Source organism: Achromobacter sp. D10 (genome assembly GCF_035282245.1).
In the GTDB taxonomy this organism is placed as follows: domain Bacteria; phylum Pseudomonadota; class Gammaproteobacteria; order Burkholderiales; family Burkholderiaceae_B; genus Achromobacter; species Achromobacter insolitus.
This window is the reverse complement of the sequence record NZ_JAYJLE010000002.1, coordinates 615,744-630,475: the sequence shown is the minus strand read 5'-3', so window position 1 is coordinate 630,475 and position 14,732 is coordinate 615,744. Positions and strand designations below refer to the sequence as shown.

Genomic DNA, 14,732 nt, shown 5'->3' with positions numbered 1-14,732 from the left:
CCGGGTTTTCCCTCGCTACGAAATGCATGACGCGTTGATGACGATCAACGCGTATTTGCTGCAATGCATTTCCATTATGGAAAGGCTCTCTTCCCTTGTGGCGCAAGCATTGTCGGCCTGCCGACAATTGCCCTTTCCGCACTGCAAAACCTATGACAAACCCTCATGGAATTTTGATAAAGAGGTGCGCATACTCGCCGGCAACTCATAAGAAAACTGCGAGGCTTCGCCAGTTTTCCGGACCCTGCGGGGACCTGACGCAACGACGACAGGTGGAGACCGAAATAAATACAACGCCGGTGCAGCGAACATGGACGACACGATCCTGGAGACAAAAGGCCTCACCAAGGAATTCCGCGGATTCGTCGCGGTCAATGGGGTCGATTTGCGTATCAAGCGGGGCGAGATTCATGCCTTGATCGGGCCTAACGGCGCGGGCAAGACCACTTGCTTCAACCTGCTTACCAAGTTTCTCTCTCCCACGTCGGGAACCATCAAGTTCAACGGTATCGACATTACCGGCGAGCGACCCGCGCAGATCGCGCGGCGCGGCGTGATCCGTTCGTTCCAGATCTCGGCGGTGTTTCCGCACCTGACCGTTCTGGAAAACGTGCGCATCGGCCTGCAGCGCAAGACCGGCCTGTCGTTCCACTTCTGGAAAAGCGACAAACAGCTGGCCGCGCTGAACGAACCGGCGCGCGCCTTGCTGGACCAGGTCGACCTCGGTGCCTTCGCCAACGAAACCACCGTCAACCTGCCCTATGGCCGCAAGCGCGCGCTGGAAATCGCCACGACGCTGGCCATGGAGCCCGAGCTGATGCTGCTGGATGAACCGACCCAGGGCATGGGCCACGAGGACGTGGACCGCGTCACGCAGCTGATCAAGCGCGTCAGCGCCGGACGGACCATCCTGATGGTGGAACACAACATGAATGTCGTGTCCTCCATCGCCGACACCATCACTGTGCTGGCGCGCGGCAGCGTGCTGGCCGAAGGATCGTACGCCGAAGTCTCCCGCCATCCGGCCGTGATGCAGGCTTACATGGGCACCACCGAGGGCGAACTTCAAGGAGCGCACGCATGAGCACCCCGGCACTGGAAATTTCGGGCCTGCAAGCCTGGTACGGGGAATCGCATATCCTGCACGGCGTGGATATGCGGGTTGGACAAGGCGAAGTGGTCACGCTGCTCGGACGCAACGGCGCCGGACGCACCACGACACTGCGGGCCATCCTGGGCCTGACGGGCTCGCGCAAGGGCTCGGTACGCATCCACGGCACCGAAGCCATCGATCTGCCCACCTACAAGATCGCTCATCTGGGCGTGGGCTATTGCCCCGAAGAACGCGGCATCTTCGCCAGCCTGTCCTGCGAAGAAAACCTGCTGCTGCCCCCGGTCGTGGGATCGCTGGGCGGCGGCATGTCGCTGGCCGAAATCTACGATATGTTCCCGAACCTGCAAGAGCGCCGGAATTCTCCGGGCACGCGCTTGTCTGGCGGCGAACAGCAGATGCTGGCCGTCGCGCGCATCCTGCGCACTGGCGCGAACCTGCTGCTGCTGGACGAAATTTCGGAAGGCCTGGCTCCCGTCATCGTGCAGGCGCTGGCACGCATGATCACCGCGCTGAAGCAGCGCGGCTACACCATCGTCATGGTGGAACAGAACTTCCGCTTCGCCGCGCCGCTGGCCGATCGCTTCTACGTCATGGAGCACGGCCAGATCGTCGAGCACTTCGAAGCCGCAGAACTTTCAGAAAAACAGGACACGCTCAACGAACTGCTGGGCGTCTAGAACCTGTGTCATCCGCCGGAAATCCGGCAACACTACACCGTAGGGAAGAGAGGAGTCATCCCATGAAGCTGCACACCATCACTGCTGCACTGGCCATGGCGGGCCTGGGATTTGCTGGGGCAACCGCCCATGCGCAAGGTATCTCCGACGATGTCATCCGCATCGGCTTCATCACTGACATGTCTGGCGTGTATTCCGACATCGACGGCAAGGCCGGTCTGGAAGCCGTGCGCATGGCGATCGAAGACGCTGGCGGTTCGATCAACGGCAAGAAGATCGAAGTCGTGTCGGCGGATCACCAGAACAAGGCCGACGTCGCGTCGGCGCGCGTGCGCGAATGGTTCGACGAGCAGAAGGTGGACGTCATCATCGCCGGCACGAACTCGTCGACCAGCCTGGCCATGGCCGGCGTGGCCGCCGAGAAGAAAAAGCCCTTCATGGCCATTGGCGCGGGCGCGTCGGACCTGACCAACGCCCAGTGCTCGCCCTACACCGTGCACTATGCGTACGACACCGTGGCGCTGGCGCGCGGCACTGGCTCCGCCGTGGTGAAGGACGGCGGCAAGAGCTGGTTCTTCCTGACCGCGGACTATGCCTTCGGCCACGCCCTGGAGCGTGACACCATGGCCGTGGTCAAGGCGGCCGGCGGCGAGGTCAAGGGCCAGGTGCGGGCCCCCCTCGGCGCATCCGACTTCTCGTCCTTCCTGCTGCAGGCGCAAGCCTCCAAGGCCCAGATCCTGGGCCTGGCAAACGCGGGCGGCGACACCATCAACTCCGTCAAGGCCGCCAACGAATTCGGCGTGACCAAGACCATGAAGATGGCCGGCCTGCTGGTCTTCATCAACGACGTGCACGCGCTGGGCCTGCCCGCCACGCAGGGCATGTACCTGACCGATGGCTGGTACTGGGACCAATCCGACGCCTCGCGCGCCTGGTCGAAGAAGTTCGAAGCCAAGGTGGGCCGCAAGCCTTCCATGCTGCAAGCGGGCGACTATTCGGCCACGGCCTTCTACCTGAACGCCATCAAGTCCCTGGGCACGGATGACGGCGACGCCGTGATGAAGTGGATGAAGTCGAACAAGATCAACGACTTCTTCGCACAGGGCGGCTATGTGCGCGAAGACGGCCGCATGATCCACGACATGTACCTGATGCAGGTCAAGACGCCGGCCGAATCCAAGGCCCCGTGGGACTACTACAAGGTCGTGGCGACGCTGCCCGGCGACGAGGTCTACACCAAGTTGTCCGAGTCCACCTGCAAGCTGGTCAAGAAATAAACCAGCCCATGTGATCCCAGGCGCGACCCGGCAGCCCAAGGCGCCGGGCCGCGTCTTTGACCGGGTCGCGTTTTCGACTAGCTCGCTTTCATCCGTACGCGCAGGACTTTCACAAGATGACTGACATTTTCGGCATCCCCATACAGGCCTTGTTCGGCCAGCTATTGCTAGGCCTGGTCAACGGCTCCTTCTATGCCATGCTGTCGCTCGGGCTGGCCGTTATCTTCGGGCTGCTGAACGTCATCAACTTCGCGCACGGCGCGCTCTACATGCTGGGCGCTTTCATCGCCTGGATGGGCCTGTCGTACCTGGGGTTGAATTACTGGATCATGCTGATACTCGCGCCGCTGGTCGTCGGGCTATTCGGCATCATCATAGAAAAACTGTTGCTGCGGCATCTATACAAGCTCGATCACCTGTACGGACTGCTGCTGACTTTTGGCCTTACGCTGCTCATCGAAGGCCTGTTCCGAAGCTTCTATGGCGTTTCGGGCCAGCCCTATCCGACGCCCGATGCGCTGCGCGGCGCCACCAACCTGGGCTTCATGATCCTGCCCAACTATCGTGGCTGGGTCGTGGCGGCCTCCGTGGTGGTGTGCCTGGCCACCTGGTTCGTCATCGAGCGCACCCGCCTGGGCGCCCTGCTGCGCGCTGGCACCGAAAACCCGCGCCTGGTCGAAGCCTTCGGCGTGAACGTGCCCCGCATGATCACCCTGACCTACGGCTTCGGCGTCGCGCTGGCAGGCTTTGCCGGCGTGCTGGCCGCGCCTGTGCTGCAGATTTCCCCGCTGATGGGCTCCAACCTCATCATCGTCGTGTTCGCCGTGGTCGTGATCGGAGGCATGGGGTCCATCATGGGCGCCATCGTGACCGGTCTGGGCCTGGGCGTGATTGAAGGACTGACCAAAGTGTTCTGGCCCGAGGCCTCGAGCACGGTCGTGTTCATCATCATGGCCATCGTTCTGTTGATCCGCCCGGCCGGGCTGTTCGGAAAAGAAAAATGAATCGTCAATTCCTGGGCTATGCGGTACTGGCCGTCGTGGTGGCCATTCTTCCCTTTGTCGGGGTGTATCCGATCTTCGCCATGAAGATCATGTGCTACGCGCTCTTCGCCTGCGCATTCAACCTGCTGCTGGGCTTTACCGGGCTGCTGTCGTTCGGCCATGCCGCCTTCCTGGGCAGCGCGGCCTACGCAACGGGGCACGCGCTCAAGGTCTGGGGCTTTCCCACCGAGATCGGCCTGCTGTTCGGCGTGGCCGTGGCCGCGCTGCTGGGCCTGGCGATGGGCGCCCTGGCCATCCGGCGCAGCGGCATCTACTTCGCCATGATTACCCTGGCGCTGGCGCAGATGGTGTTCTTCTTCTTCCTGCAAGCGAAGTTCACTGGCGGCGAAGACGGCCTGCAAAGCGTGCCGCGCGGCACCCTGCTCGGTCTGATCGACCTGTCCAAGGACCTGAACCTGTATTACCTGGTGATGGCCATCTTCATCATCGGCTTCTTCATCATCTGGCGTACGGTGCATTCGCCCTTCGGCCAGGTGCTGCAGGCGCTGCGCGAGAACGAGCCGCGCGCCATCTCGCTGGGCTACGACGTCGACCGCTTCAAGCTGCTGGCCTTCGTGCTGTCTGCCGCGCTGGCCGGACTGGCGGGCGCGACCAAGACCCTGGTCTTCGTGTCGGCCACGCTGTCCGACGCCACCTGGCAGATGTCCGGACTGGTCATCCTGATGACGCTGATCGGCGGGCTGGGGACCTTGACCGGCCCCATCCTCGGCGCCTTCATCGTGGTGCTGCTGGAAAACAAAGTCGGCGACTTCGGCCAGATGATGGCCAAGCTGACCGGCGTGGACTGGTTCCTGCGCCTGGGTGAATCCGTCACCATCGTGATCGGCCTAATCTTCGTGATCTGCGTGCTGGCCTTCCGCCGCGGCATCGTGGGCGAGATCGGCGCGTTCATCAATCGCCGGCGCGCGGCCCGCGCCTGAGACCTGGCATCCGCTTGCACGGGGCCGCATGCTTCATGCGGCCCCGTTTCCATTTGGCGAGACGCCCGTCACCCGTACAATGAACGGCACCCAACCAAACAGGTGCCTGACCATGCGCAACCCGCATCCGCTCGCCCCCGTCATTGGCGCCCTGGCGCTGGCCGCCGCCCTGCTCCCCGCGGCCGCGCAAGCCGCTGAATCCGGCGCCCCCGTCTGTGAAGTCAACCGGCCGGTACGCTTCAGCGGCCTGAACTGGGAATCCAACCTGGTGCTGGCCGGAATCGAACGCTACGTCCTGGAACACGGCTACGGCTGCAAGACCACGGTCGAGATCGGCGAGACCCTTCCCATGCTGGCCGCTCTGCAACGCGGCGACGTAGACGTCACGCCGGAGGTGTGGCCCGGCCAGATCGAAGGCGCCTGGAAGAAGGCGCTGGCCAGCGGCAAAGTGCTGGGCGTGGGCCACGTATACGACGCCGGCGAAGGCTGGTACGTGCCGCGCTACACGGTCGAACGCCATCCCGACTTGAAATCCGCCGCCGACCTGGCGCGCTTCAAGAAAGTTTTCGCCGATCCCGAAGAGCCAGGCCGCGGCCGCATCTACGGCTGCCCGGCAGGCTGGGCCTGCGGCACCCTGAACGAGAACCTGCTGCGCGCGCTGAACCTCGAACAGGACTACACGATGTTCGCTCCCGGCTCCGGCGCCGCGCAAAAGGCCGCCATCGTGTCCGCCTACAAGCGCAAGCGCGACATCGTCTTCTACTACTGGACACCCACCTCGCTGGTCGGCGCGCTGGACCTGGTGAAGCTGGAATTGCCGCCCTTCGACCAGGCCGCCTACACCTGCATGACCGATCCCAAATGCGCAAAGCCCGTGGCCACCGAATTCAAGCCCAATCCCGTCGTCACCGGCGTAAATGCCGAGTTCGCGAAACAGGCGCCGAAGGTCGCTGAGTTCCTGAGCAAGCTGACGGTGCCCAGCGATGCGATCGACGCCACGCTGGGCTGGCTGGAAAACGAAGGCAAGGAACCCGAGGACGCCGCGCGTTATTTCCTCAAGCAATACTCCCCCGTCTGGCGGCAGTGGATGCCGGCGCAGGAGGCCGACCGCGTGCAGGCCGCGCTGGCGCGCGAATGACGCCTGCCGCCTCATGTATCCTGACGTTTCGGCGCGCCGATAGCGCCAACCCAATTCAAGCGAAGGAAGACAACCATGGACGCCCTGTTCTGGCACAACGGTCACTGGACCACTGAAAACCCCAAATTGCTCGGCCCGGCCGACCATGCCTTCTGGATGGCCAGCATGGTGTTCGACGGCGCGCGCGCCTTCCGCGGCCTGACGCCTGACCTGGATCTGCATTGCCAGCGCGTGGTGCGATCGGCCGAAAAAATGCTGATGAAGCCGCAGATTGGCTGGGAAGAAATCCAGAAGCTGTGCCTGCAGGCCGTGGCGAAATTCCCGCAGGGCAGCGAGCTCTACATCAAGCCCATGTTCTACTGCGCCGACGGCTTCCTGCTGCCGGACGCCGACAAGACCCAGTTCGTGCTGCACGTGTTCAAGGTGCCGATGCCCGGCGACCAGGGCTTCTCCGCCTGCTTCTCCAGCTATGCGCGCTCGTGGCCCAATATGGCGCCCACCGACGCCAAAGCGTCCTGCCTGTACCCGAACGGCCAGCGCGCCATCCGCGAAGCCGCCGAGAAGGGCTTCGACAACGCCATCATGCTGGACGGCGCCGGCAATATCGCCGAGTTCGCGACCAGCAACCTGTGGATCGCCAAGAATGGCGTGGTATCCACGCCGGCCGACAACGGCACTTTCCTGAACGGCATCACGCGCCGCCGCGTGCTCGCCCTGCTGAAGGCCGATGGCGTCGACGTCCAGGAACGCAGCCTGACCCGTGCCGACATCGAGGAAGCCGACGAAGTGTTCTCGTCGGGCAACTATGGCAAGGTGGTGCACGTAAACCGCGTCGAAGACCGCACGCTCGAATACGGCCCCATGGCACGTCGCGCACACAAGCTGTACATGGACTACGCGGAAAGCACCGGCGCCAAATAGGGTCCGCCGCCTCTTCAGCCCCAACCTCAACGCTGCCCGCCTCGTGCGGGCAGCGTCGTTTCTCAGGAATGCCTATGCAGACTCGACGCGATTTTCTCCGCAACAGCGCCGCCCTGGCCGGCGCCGGCAGCGCGCTGGCGCTGTTCCCCGCAGCGATACGGCGCGCCCTGGCCATTCCTGCCAACCACCGCACGGGCACGATCCGCGACGTTGAGCACATCGTGATCTTCATGCAGGAGAACCGCTCGTTCGACCACTACTTCGGCACGCTTGCCGGCGTACGCGGATTCGGCGACCGCTTTCCGATCCCGGTGCCTGACAGTCCCGATGCCCGCCACCGCAGCGTCTGGGCTCAGTACAACGACAAGCCGGATGACGGCCAGCCGCGCACGGTGCTGCCCTTTCACCTGGACACCCGCGAGGCCTTCGAGACCATGCGCGTGGCCAGCACGCCGCATACGTGGTCCAACGCCCAGGACGCCTGGGACGCCGGCCGCATGGGTAACTGGCCTGCCGCCAAGAAAAACCATTCGATGGCATATTTCACGGCGGAGGACATGCCCTTCCAGTACGCCATGGCGCGCGCCTTCACCGTCTGCGACGCCTATCACTGCTCGTTCACCGGCGGCACCAATACCAACCGGCTGTTCGTCTGGACGGGCACCAACGACGGGCTGGGACGCGGCAACGGACCGGCATTGGGCAATACCTACAACAAGCTCACCGGAGGCGACCCGGCGCGCGCCTACACCTGGACGACCTACCCCGAGCGCCTGGAGGCAGCCGGCGTCAGCTGGCGCATCTACCAGAACATGGCGGACAACTATTCCCTGAATCCCACGGCCGGGTTCAAAGCCTACCGCGATGCCTATCATGGCGTGCCGGGTTCGGCTGCCGCGCTGAAGGACAAGGCCCTGACCACGCGCGACCTGGACCTGCTGCGCCAGGACGTGCTGGACGGCACGCTGCCGCAGGTGTCGTGGATCTGTGCGACCAAGGCTGGCTCGGAGCATCCCAGCCCGTCCAGCCCGGCCCAGGGCGCCGACTACACCGCCCGGGTACTGGACGCGCTCACAGCCGACCCCGAGGTCTGGAGCAAGACCGTCCTGCTGCTGATGTTCGACGAGAACGACGGTTTCTTCGACCACATGCCGCCGCCCGCACCGCCCTCGCGCGATGCCTCGGGCGCGTTGGCCGGAGCCTCGACGGTGGACACGCGCGGCGAATATCACGAGATCGTCGCGGGCGCGGAAAAGGACGATACCCTGGCGCATCTGCACGGCGTATACGGTTTGGGTCCGCGCGTGCCTATGTATGTGCTGTCGCCCTGGACCAAGGGCGGCTGGGTCAACTCGCAGGTGTTCGACCACACTTCCGTGCTGCGCTTCGTCGAACAGCGATTCGGAGTGGCCGAGCCCAATATCTCACCATGGCGCCGCGCCGTCTGTGGCGACCTGACATCGATCTTCGACTTTTCCGCGCCGGACGGCGCAGGCTTGCCCAGCGGCTTGCCGGCCACGGCGGGACGCGCCGGACTGGCCTCTGCGTTGCCGGGCACGATCACGCCGCCCGCGCCGAGACAGCCCGCGCTGGCGCGGCAATCCGCCGGCACGCGCCCGTCACGCCCCCTGCCCTATGCGCTGCAAGTGCACGCCCGCGTGGATGACGGCGGCGTCGCGCTGCGTTTCGAAAACATCGGTACAGCCGGCGCAGTATTCCATGTGTATGACCGGCTGCATCTGGCGCAAGGCCCGCGCCGCTACACCGTCGAAGCTGGCACGCAGTTGGAAGGAACATGGCATACCGCGTCCGACGACGGCCGCTACGATCTGTGGATATTGGGCCCCAATGGATTCCACCGCCATTGCACAGGCCGCGCCGGCACGCCACCGTTGGAAGTCACGGCCGCCTACCAGGGACCGGGTGCATCCCTGCAACTCACGGTACGAAATCCCGCTCCGCAAGCCCGTTCGTTCCAAGTCCAGGCCAATGCTTATGGCTATCCTCAAGCAAGCGACACCAAGCTCGGGCCCTGCGAGAGCGTCAGCTTGTCCTGGGACATGACGCGCAGCGGGGGCTGGTACGACGTGACGGTTCTCGACGGCGGCGACCCGGCCTACACTCGCCGTCTGGCCGGACGCATCGAGACCGGCGCACCCTCCACCTCAGACCCCGCGATGGGGCAAGAGCTGATACTGCAATGGGCACCCCTGGCATGAAACCACCCGCACCCTATGAAAACGCCGTAACGTTCCAGTTCGGCGACTCGCCCGAGCTGGCCGACGAATTGCTGGCGCTGGTGCTGGCCGGCACGAAGACGGCCACCTGCGGTGCGTTGCGCGACTTCAATGCGCAAGAACCCGTGCCCGAGGCCGGTCGGCGCGACGTCGTGCTGGACGGACGGGGCCGCCCGGCCTGCGTCATCGAAACGCTCAGCGTGCTGATCCAGCGCTTTGACCAAGTGGACGAAGCGTTCGCGGTCGCCGAGGGTGAAGGTCCCTACGAGGCCTGGCGCGATGGACACATCGCGTATTTCGAACGCAACGGCGGGTATGCGCCGGACATGATGCTTGTATGCGAGCGCTTCCGCGTGGTGGAAGTCTTCGAAAGATAAAAAAGGACGCCTCGCGGCGTCCCTTTCTCTTTCCGCGAACAGCGGTAAAACGGCTCAGCCTTCCTCGCCGCCCTTACCCAGTCCCAGATAGCTTTCAATGACCTTGGGGTCGCCAGCCAGCTCGCGCGCCGGGCCGTGCAGGATGACCTCTCCGGTCTCCAGCACGTAGCCGTAGTCGGCCACTTGCAAGGCCGCGCGCGCGTTCTGTTCGACCAGCAGGATCGCCACGCCGGTTTCGCGCAAGCGCGCGATGATGTGGAAGATCTCGCGCACGATGCGCGGCGCCAGGCCCAGGCTGGGCTCGTCCAGCATCAGCAGGTTGGGCTTGGCCATCAGCGCGCGGCCGACTGCCAGCATCTGGCGTTCGCCGCCCGACAGGGTGCCCGCCTGTTGGGCGCGGCGCTCGCGCAGCCGCGGGAACAGATCGAATACCTCGTTGAGCGTGTCGCGCCAGCCGCTTTCGCGGGCGCGGTAGCGGCGGAAACCGCCCAGCAGCAGGTTGTCCTCCACCGACATGGTGCCGAACAGTTCGCGGCGCTCAGGTACCAGCGACATGCCGGCCGCGACGCGGCGTTCGACCTGCCAGCCCGACACGTCGGTACCGGCGTACTGCACGGTGCCGGCCGCGTGGCCTGTCTGCGGCAGCGAACCCATCATGGCGTTCAGCATGGTGGACTTGCCGGCGCCGTTGGCGCCGATCACCGTGACGATACTGCCGGCGGGCACGGTGAGCGAAGCGCCCACCAGCGCACCCACCTTGCCATAGCGGGCGGACAGGTTGCTGACTTCGAGTACGGGAGAGCTCATTACACGCCTCCTGCCGACACGGGTTTGGCCTGATCCGCTTCGGGCAGGTCGTCATCGATGCCGCCCAGGTAGGCTTCCAGCACCGCAGGGTTCTTTTGCACGTCGGCCGGCACGCCTTCCGCCAGCTTGGTGCCGAAATCCATCACCACGAGGTGGTTGGTCAGACGCATCACAAAATCCATATCGTGTTCGACGAGCAGAATGCTCATGCCCTCTGCGCGCAACTGCTCCAGCACGCGCGCCAGGTCCTGCTTTTCCTTGTAGCGCAAGCCGGCGGCGGGTTCGTCCAGCAGCAGCAGCACCGGATCGGCGGCCAGGGCGCGCGCGATTTCCAGGATGCGTTGCTGGCCCAGAGCCAGGTTGCCGGCCTGCTCGTACAGGTATTCACCGAGGCCGACGCGCTTGATCTGCTCGGCGGCTTCGTGCAGCAACTGCGCTTCACGAGCGCGGTCGGAATGCATCGCTCCCGCCAGCACGCCGACATCCGAGCGCAGGTGCGCGCCCAGCGCCACGTTCTCCAGCACGGTCATGCCGGGCAGCAATTGCACGTGCTGGAAGGTGCGGCCCACGCCCAGCTTGGCGATGTCCCGCGCCGATCGGCTGTCGATGCGCTGGCCCATGAAGGTGACCTTGCCGCGCGTCACCGGCAGCACGCCGCTGATCAGGTTGAAGGTCGTGCTCTTGCCGGCGCCGTTGGGGCCGATCAGGCCCATGATTTCGCCAGATGCCACTTTGAAGGAGATGTCGTTGACAGCGACCAGGCCGCCGAATTCCTTACGGATGGCATCGACTTCAAGCACGACCTGGCCGGCTTGCGGGCGAGCGCGCGTCGGCAGCGCCGGCGCGGGCGCGGGCGGCGCGAGATTCCGGCGCGAACCGTCGGCCCCGGTGATGCTGCTCCACCAGCCCGCCAGGATCGGCCACAGGCCGTTACGGGCGTATTGCAGCATCAGGATCAGCAGCACGCCGAAGACGATCATTTCGAAGTTGGCGTTGGTATCCAGCAGTTTGGGCAAGAGGTTCTGCAACTGGTCCTTGAGCACCAGGATCACGCTGGAGCCCAGCAAGGCGCCCCAGACGTAGCCCGCGCCGCCGACCACCGCCATGAACAGGTACTCGATGCCGTAGTTGATGCCGAACGGGCTGGGGCTGACGGCACGCTGCATGTGCGCGTAGAGCCAGCCGGACACGCAAGCCAGCAACGCCGCCCAGACGAAGATCACGACCTTGTAGGCAGCCGTGTTCACGCCCATGGACTCCGCCATGCCGGCGCCGCTCTTGAGCGCGCGGATGGCACGGCCCGGACGCGAGTTCAACAGGTTGCGGGTCGCCCACAGCGCCAGCAGCACGAACACCCAGATCAGGTAATAGATGTGGCGGCCGCTGGCCAGCGACACACCGAAGATGCTGATGGGCTCGATGCCGGCAATGCCGTCATGCTTGCCCAGCCAATCGATGTTGCCGAACAGGAAGTACAGCGACAGCCCCCAGGCGATGGTGCCCAGCGGCAGGTAGTGGCCCGACAGGCGCAGGGTGATCGCGCCCAGCAGATAGGCCACGATGGCCGTCAGAATCAGCCCGGCGGGCAGTGCCAACCAGGGCGAAACGTCGTACTGCGTGGTCAGGTAGGCGGTGGTATAGGCGCCCAGGCCCACGAACGCCGCCTGGCCGAACGAGGTCAGGCCGCCCACGCCGGTCAACAGCACGAGGCCCAGCACCACCAGGCTGGCCAGCCCGATATAGTTGAGTTGCGTCACCCAGAATTCGGGCGTGACCGGCAACAGAGGCAGGCCCGCCAGGACGACGATGAAGACGGCAAGCAGAATGCGGTTCATGACGTTTATTCCTCTTCGTCCACGTGATGGGTGCTGAACGAACGCCAGACCAGAACCGGGATAATCAAGGTAAAGACAATCACTTCCTTGTAGGCGCTGGCCCAGAAGGACGAGAAGGATTCCAGCACACCCACCAGCAGCGAGCCCGCGGCGGCCACGGGGTAGCTGGCCAGGCCGCCGATGATGGCGCCGACGAAGCCCTTCAGGCCGATCAGGAAGCCGGTGTCGTAGTACACGGTGGTGATGGGCGCGATCAGCATGCCGGACATGGCGCCGATGGCCACGGCCAGCGTGAAGGTCAGGCTGCCGGACATGGTGGTGCTGATGCCGACCAGGCGGGCGCCGCGGCGATTGACCGCCGTGGCACGCAGCGCGCGGCCATACAACGTCTTGCCGAAGAACAGCCACAGGCCGATGATCAGGATGGCGCAGGTCGCCACCACGAACAGGCTTTGCGCGGACCAGGTCATGAAGCCCAGGTCGACCTGCCCGCTGACGAAGGCGGGAGTGCGCCAGCCTTCAGCGCCGAAGAACACCAGGGCCAGGCCGGTAAGCGCGAAGTGCACTGCCACGGAAACGATCAGCAGCACCAGCACGGTGGCCTCGGCCAGCGGCTGGTAGACGATGCGGTAGACCATCGGACCCATGGGGATCACCAGCAGCAGCGTCAGCAGCATGTTCAGCCACAGCGAATTGCCGGGCGCGGTGTAGGTCACGGTCAGCCAGAGCAGCGCCAGCGGCAGGACCACGCACGTGGCGAAGGCCTTGGGCAGCGCGGCGGCGCTACGGGTACGCAACGCGCGCAGCAGCTCAAGCGCCAGGCAGACGACGCCCAGCAGCGGCAGAAGATAGGCGGTGCCCGGCACTTTGCCGTCCACCAGCATAGCCAGGGTCAGGGCGCCGAACGCCACGAACTCGCCCTGGGGAATGAAAATGACGCGCGTAACGGCAAAAACCAGCACCAAAGCCATGCCCAGGAGGGCATAGATGGCGCCGTTGACGACACCGTCTTGCAGCAGGATCAGCGCAATTGAGGAATCCATCTAACAACCTTATTTATTCTGGTGTTCCGGCCGCACCCGGGACACTGATACGACACACCGGCCGGAAAGGCCGGTGCGAAGCATTGCTGGGGTGCCGCGCGGCGGGCGCCGCCGCGCTTCGTTCACCCTTGGATCGGGCGATCCTGGAGGATTACAGGCCGGGTTGGTAGACCCACTTGCCGCCTTCCACCTTGACGATGACGCGCGAGCGCTCGTCAAAGCCGGCGTGGTCCGTCGGCGACATGTTGAACACGCCTTGCGAGGCAGCCAGATCCTTCACGCCTTCCAGGGCGTCGCGCATGGCGGCGCGGAATTCCGGCGTGCCGGGCTTGGCGCCCGACTTCAGCGCCACGGGCAGCGCGGCCACGACCAGCTGGCCGGCGTCCCACATGTGGCCGCCGAACGTGTTGGTGGAACCGGCGCCATTGGCCTTCTCGTACGCTTCCACGTAGGCCAGGGCCGACTTCTTGACCGGGTTGCTGTCCGGCAGCTGGGCCGCGACCAGCAGCGGGCCTGCAGGCAGCAGCATGCCGTCGCAGTCCTTGCCGCACACGCGCAGCACGTCGTTGTTGGCGGCGCCGTGCGTCTGGTAGATGGTGCCGCCGTAGTTGCGGGCCTTCAGTTCCTTCTGCGGCAGGGCCGAGGGCGTGCCTGCGCCGGCGATCAGGATGGCGTCGGGCTTGGCGCCGACCAGCTTAAGCACCTGGCCCGTCACGCTGGTATCGGTGCGGCTGTATTTCTCGATGGCGACGATCTCGATGCCCTTGGCCTTGGCGGCCTTCTGCATCACGTCCAGCCAGCCGTCGCCGTAGGCGTCGGCAAAGCCGATGAAGCCCAGCGTCTTGACCTTGGACTTGGCCATGGCGTCAGCCAGGGCGCCGGCCATCAGGGCGTCGTTTTGGGGGGTCTTGAAGACCCAGCGGCGCTTTTCGTCCACGGGCTCGACGATCTTGGCGCTGGCGGCCACGCTGATCATGGGCACCTTGGCTTCGGCGGCCACGTCGACCATGGCGAGCGAGCCCGGCGTGACCGAGGTGCCGATCAGCACGTCGACCTTGTCGTCGGAGGCCAGCTTGCGCGAGTTCTTGACGGCTTGCGTCGTATCGGTAGCGTCGTCCAGGACGATCCAGTCGATCTTCTGGCCTGCCACTTCCTTGGGCAGCAGTGCCACGGTATTGCGCTCGGGGATACCCAGCGACGCGGCGGGGCCGGTGCTGGACACGGTCACGCCAACCTTGACCTGGGCGTTCGCCAGTAGCGGCAGGGCCAGGGCAATGGCGGCAGCCGCCGCGGACAAGCCGAAGTGCTTGCGCATATTTTTG

General features: G+C 64.9%; 13 protein-coding genes. 9 read left to right on the top strand and 4 right to left on the bottom strand.

Features of this window, described 5'->3' with window-relative positions; translation table 11 throughout:
• Window positions 1-310: 310 nt before the first annotated feature.
• The 9 genes from VCS63_RS09735 to VCS63_RS09695 all read left to right on the top strand — a co-directional run bounded on the left by VCS63_RS09735 (window position 311) and on the right by VCS63_RS09695 (window position 9,725).
• Complete coding sequence (locus VCS63_RS09735) at window positions 311-1,084, top strand: ABC transporter ATP-binding protein (RefSeq protein WP_042796819.1); 774 nt, start codon at window positions 311-313, stop codon at window positions 1,082-1,084.
• Window positions 1,081-1,791, top strand: coding sequence for an ABC transporter ATP-binding protein (locus VCS63_RS09730; RefSeq protein WP_013392192.1), 711 nt, complete (start codon window positions 1,081-1,083; stop codon window positions 1,789-1,791). Before VCS63_RS09735 ends, VCS63_RS09730 begins: the two co-directional genes overlap by 4 nt.
• Window positions 1,792-1,853: 62 nt before the next feature.
• Window positions 1,854-3,068, top strand: coding sequence for an ABC transporter substrate-binding protein (locus tag VCS63_RS09725; protein WP_042796818.1), 1,215 nt, complete (start codon window positions 1,854-1,856; stop codon window positions 3,066-3,068).
• Window positions 3,069-3,184: 116 nt separating this feature from the next.
• A complete protein-coding gene (locus VCS63_RS09720) occupies window positions 3,185-4,072 on the top strand; it encodes a branched-chain amino acid ABC transporter permease (protein WP_042796817.1) in 888 nt (295 codons plus the stop codon).
• Complete coding sequence (locus VCS63_RS09715) at window positions 4,069-5,052, top strand: branched-chain amino acid ABC transporter permease (RefSeq protein ID WP_042796816.1); 984 nt, start codon at window positions 4,069-4,071, stop codon at window positions 5,050-5,052. The genes VCS63_RS09720 and VCS63_RS09715 overlap by 4 nt, the downstream gene beginning before the upstream one ends.
• Before the next feature lie 112 nt (window positions 5,053-5,164).
• On the top strand, window positions 5,165-6,190 hold the full coding sequence (locus VCS63_RS09710; protein WP_042796815.1) for an ABC transporter substrate-binding protein: 1,026 nt from the start codon (window positions 5,165-5,167) through the stop codon (window positions 6,188-6,190).
• 75 nt (window positions 6,191-6,265) lie between these two features.
• A complete protein-coding gene (locus VCS63_RS09705; protein WP_063642021.1) occupies window positions 6,266-7,111 on the top strand; it encodes a branched-chain amino acid aminotransferase in 846 nt (281 codons plus the stop codon).
• A 74-nt stretch (window positions 7,112-7,185) separates the two neighbouring features.
• Window positions 7,186-9,330 carry a phosphocholine-specific phospholipase C gene (locus tag VCS63_RS09700; protein WP_149065038.1) on the top strand — a complete coding sequence of 715 codons (2,145 nt, stop codon included), beginning with the start codon at window positions 7,186-7,188 and terminating at the stop codon, window positions 9,328-9,330.
• Window positions 9,327-9,725, top strand: coding sequence for an ASCH domain-containing protein (locus VCS63_RS09695; RefSeq protein WP_164793287.1), 399 nt, complete (start codon window positions 9,327-9,329; stop codon window positions 9,723-9,725). Before VCS63_RS09700 ends, VCS63_RS09695 begins: the two co-directional genes overlap by 4 nt.
• Window positions 9,726-9,779: 54 nt before the next feature.
• On the opposite strand, the gene VCS63_RS09690 is transcribed toward VCS63_RS09695, so the two are convergent.
• From VCS63_RS09690 to VCS63_RS09675, 4 genes are all read right to left on the bottom strand, one after another.
• The gene (locus VCS63_RS09690) at window positions 9,780-10,532 is read right to left on the bottom strand and encodes an ABC transporter ATP-binding protein (RefSeq protein WP_042796812.1); all 753 of its coding nucleotides are present in this window, start codon (window positions 10,530-10,532) and stop codon (window positions 9,780-9,782) included.
• Window positions 10,532-12,367, bottom strand: coding sequence for an ABC transporter permease subunit (locus VCS63_RS09685; RefSeq protein WP_063642023.1), 1,836 nt, complete (start codon window positions 12,365-12,367; stop codon window positions 10,532-10,534). Before VCS63_RS09685 ends, VCS63_RS09690 begins: the two co-directional genes overlap by 1 nt.
• A 5-nt stretch (window positions 12,368-12,372) precedes the next feature.
• Window positions 12,373-13,410: a branched-chain amino acid ABC transporter permease gene (locus VCS63_RS09680; protein ID WP_042796811.1), complete on the bottom strand. Its 1,038-nt coding sequence runs from the start codon at window positions 13,408-13,410 to the stop codon at window positions 12,373-12,375.
• 151 nt (window positions 13,411-13,561) lie between these two features.
• On the bottom strand, window positions 13,562-14,725 hold the full coding sequence (locus VCS63_RS09675) for an ABC transporter substrate-binding protein (protein WP_323879470.1): 1,164 nt from the start codon (window positions 14,723-14,725) through the stop codon (window positions 13,562-13,564).
• Between the last annotated feature and the right edge of the window lie 7 nt (window positions 14,726-14,732).

Bases quoted from the DNA above. Each gene is read 5' to 3' on its own strand.
- VCS63_RS09735 (WP_042796819.1), top strand. From the start codon at position 311: ATGGACGACACGATCCTGGAGACAAAAGGCCTCACCAAGGAATTCCGC.
- VCS63_RS09730 (WP_013392192.1), top strand. From the start codon at position 1,081: ATGAGCACCCCGGCACTGGAAATTTCGGGCCTGCAAGCCTGGTACGGG.
- VCS63_RS09725 (WP_042796818.1), top strand. From the start codon at position 1,854: ATGAAGCTGCACACCATCACTGCTGCACTGGCCATGGCGGGCCTGGGA.
- VCS63_RS09720 (WP_042796817.1), top strand. From the start codon at position 3,185: ATGACTGACATTTTCGGCATCCCCATACAGGCCTTGTTCGGCCAGCTA.
- VCS63_RS09715 (WP_042796816.1), top strand. From the start codon at position 4,069: ATGAATCGTCAATTCCTGGGCTATGCGGTACTGGCCGTCGTGGTGGCC.
- VCS63_RS09710 (WP_042796815.1), top strand. From the start codon at position 5,165: ATGCGCAACCCGCATCCGCTCGCCCCCGTCATTGGCGCCCTGGCGCTG.
- VCS63_RS09705 (WP_063642021.1), top strand. From the start codon at position 6,266: ATGGACGCCCTGTTCTGGCACAACGGTCACTGGACCACTGAAAACCCC.
- VCS63_RS09700 (WP_149065038.1), top strand. From the start codon at position 7,186: ATGCAGACTCGACGCGATTTTCTCCGCAACAGCGCCGCCCTGGCCGGC.
- VCS63_RS09695 (WP_164793287.1), top strand. From the start codon at position 9,327: ATGAAACCACCCGCACCCTATGAAAACGCCGTAACGTTCCAGTTCGGC.
- VCS63_RS09690 (WP_042796812.1), bottom strand. From the start codon at position 10,532: ATGAGCTCTCCCGTACTCGAAGTCAGCAACCTGTCCGCCCGCTATGGC.
- VCS63_RS09685 (WP_063642023.1), bottom strand. From the start codon at position 12,367: ATGAACCGCATTCTGCTTGCCGTCTTCATCGTCGTCCTGGCGGGCCTG.
- VCS63_RS09680 (WP_042796811.1), bottom strand. From the start codon at position 13,410: ATGGATTCCTCAATTGCGCTGATCCTGCTGCAAGACGGTGTCGTCAAC.
- VCS63_RS09675 (WP_323879470.1), bottom strand. From the start codon at position 14,725: ATGCGCAAGCACTTCGGCTTGTCCGCGGCGGCTGCCGCCATTGCCCTG.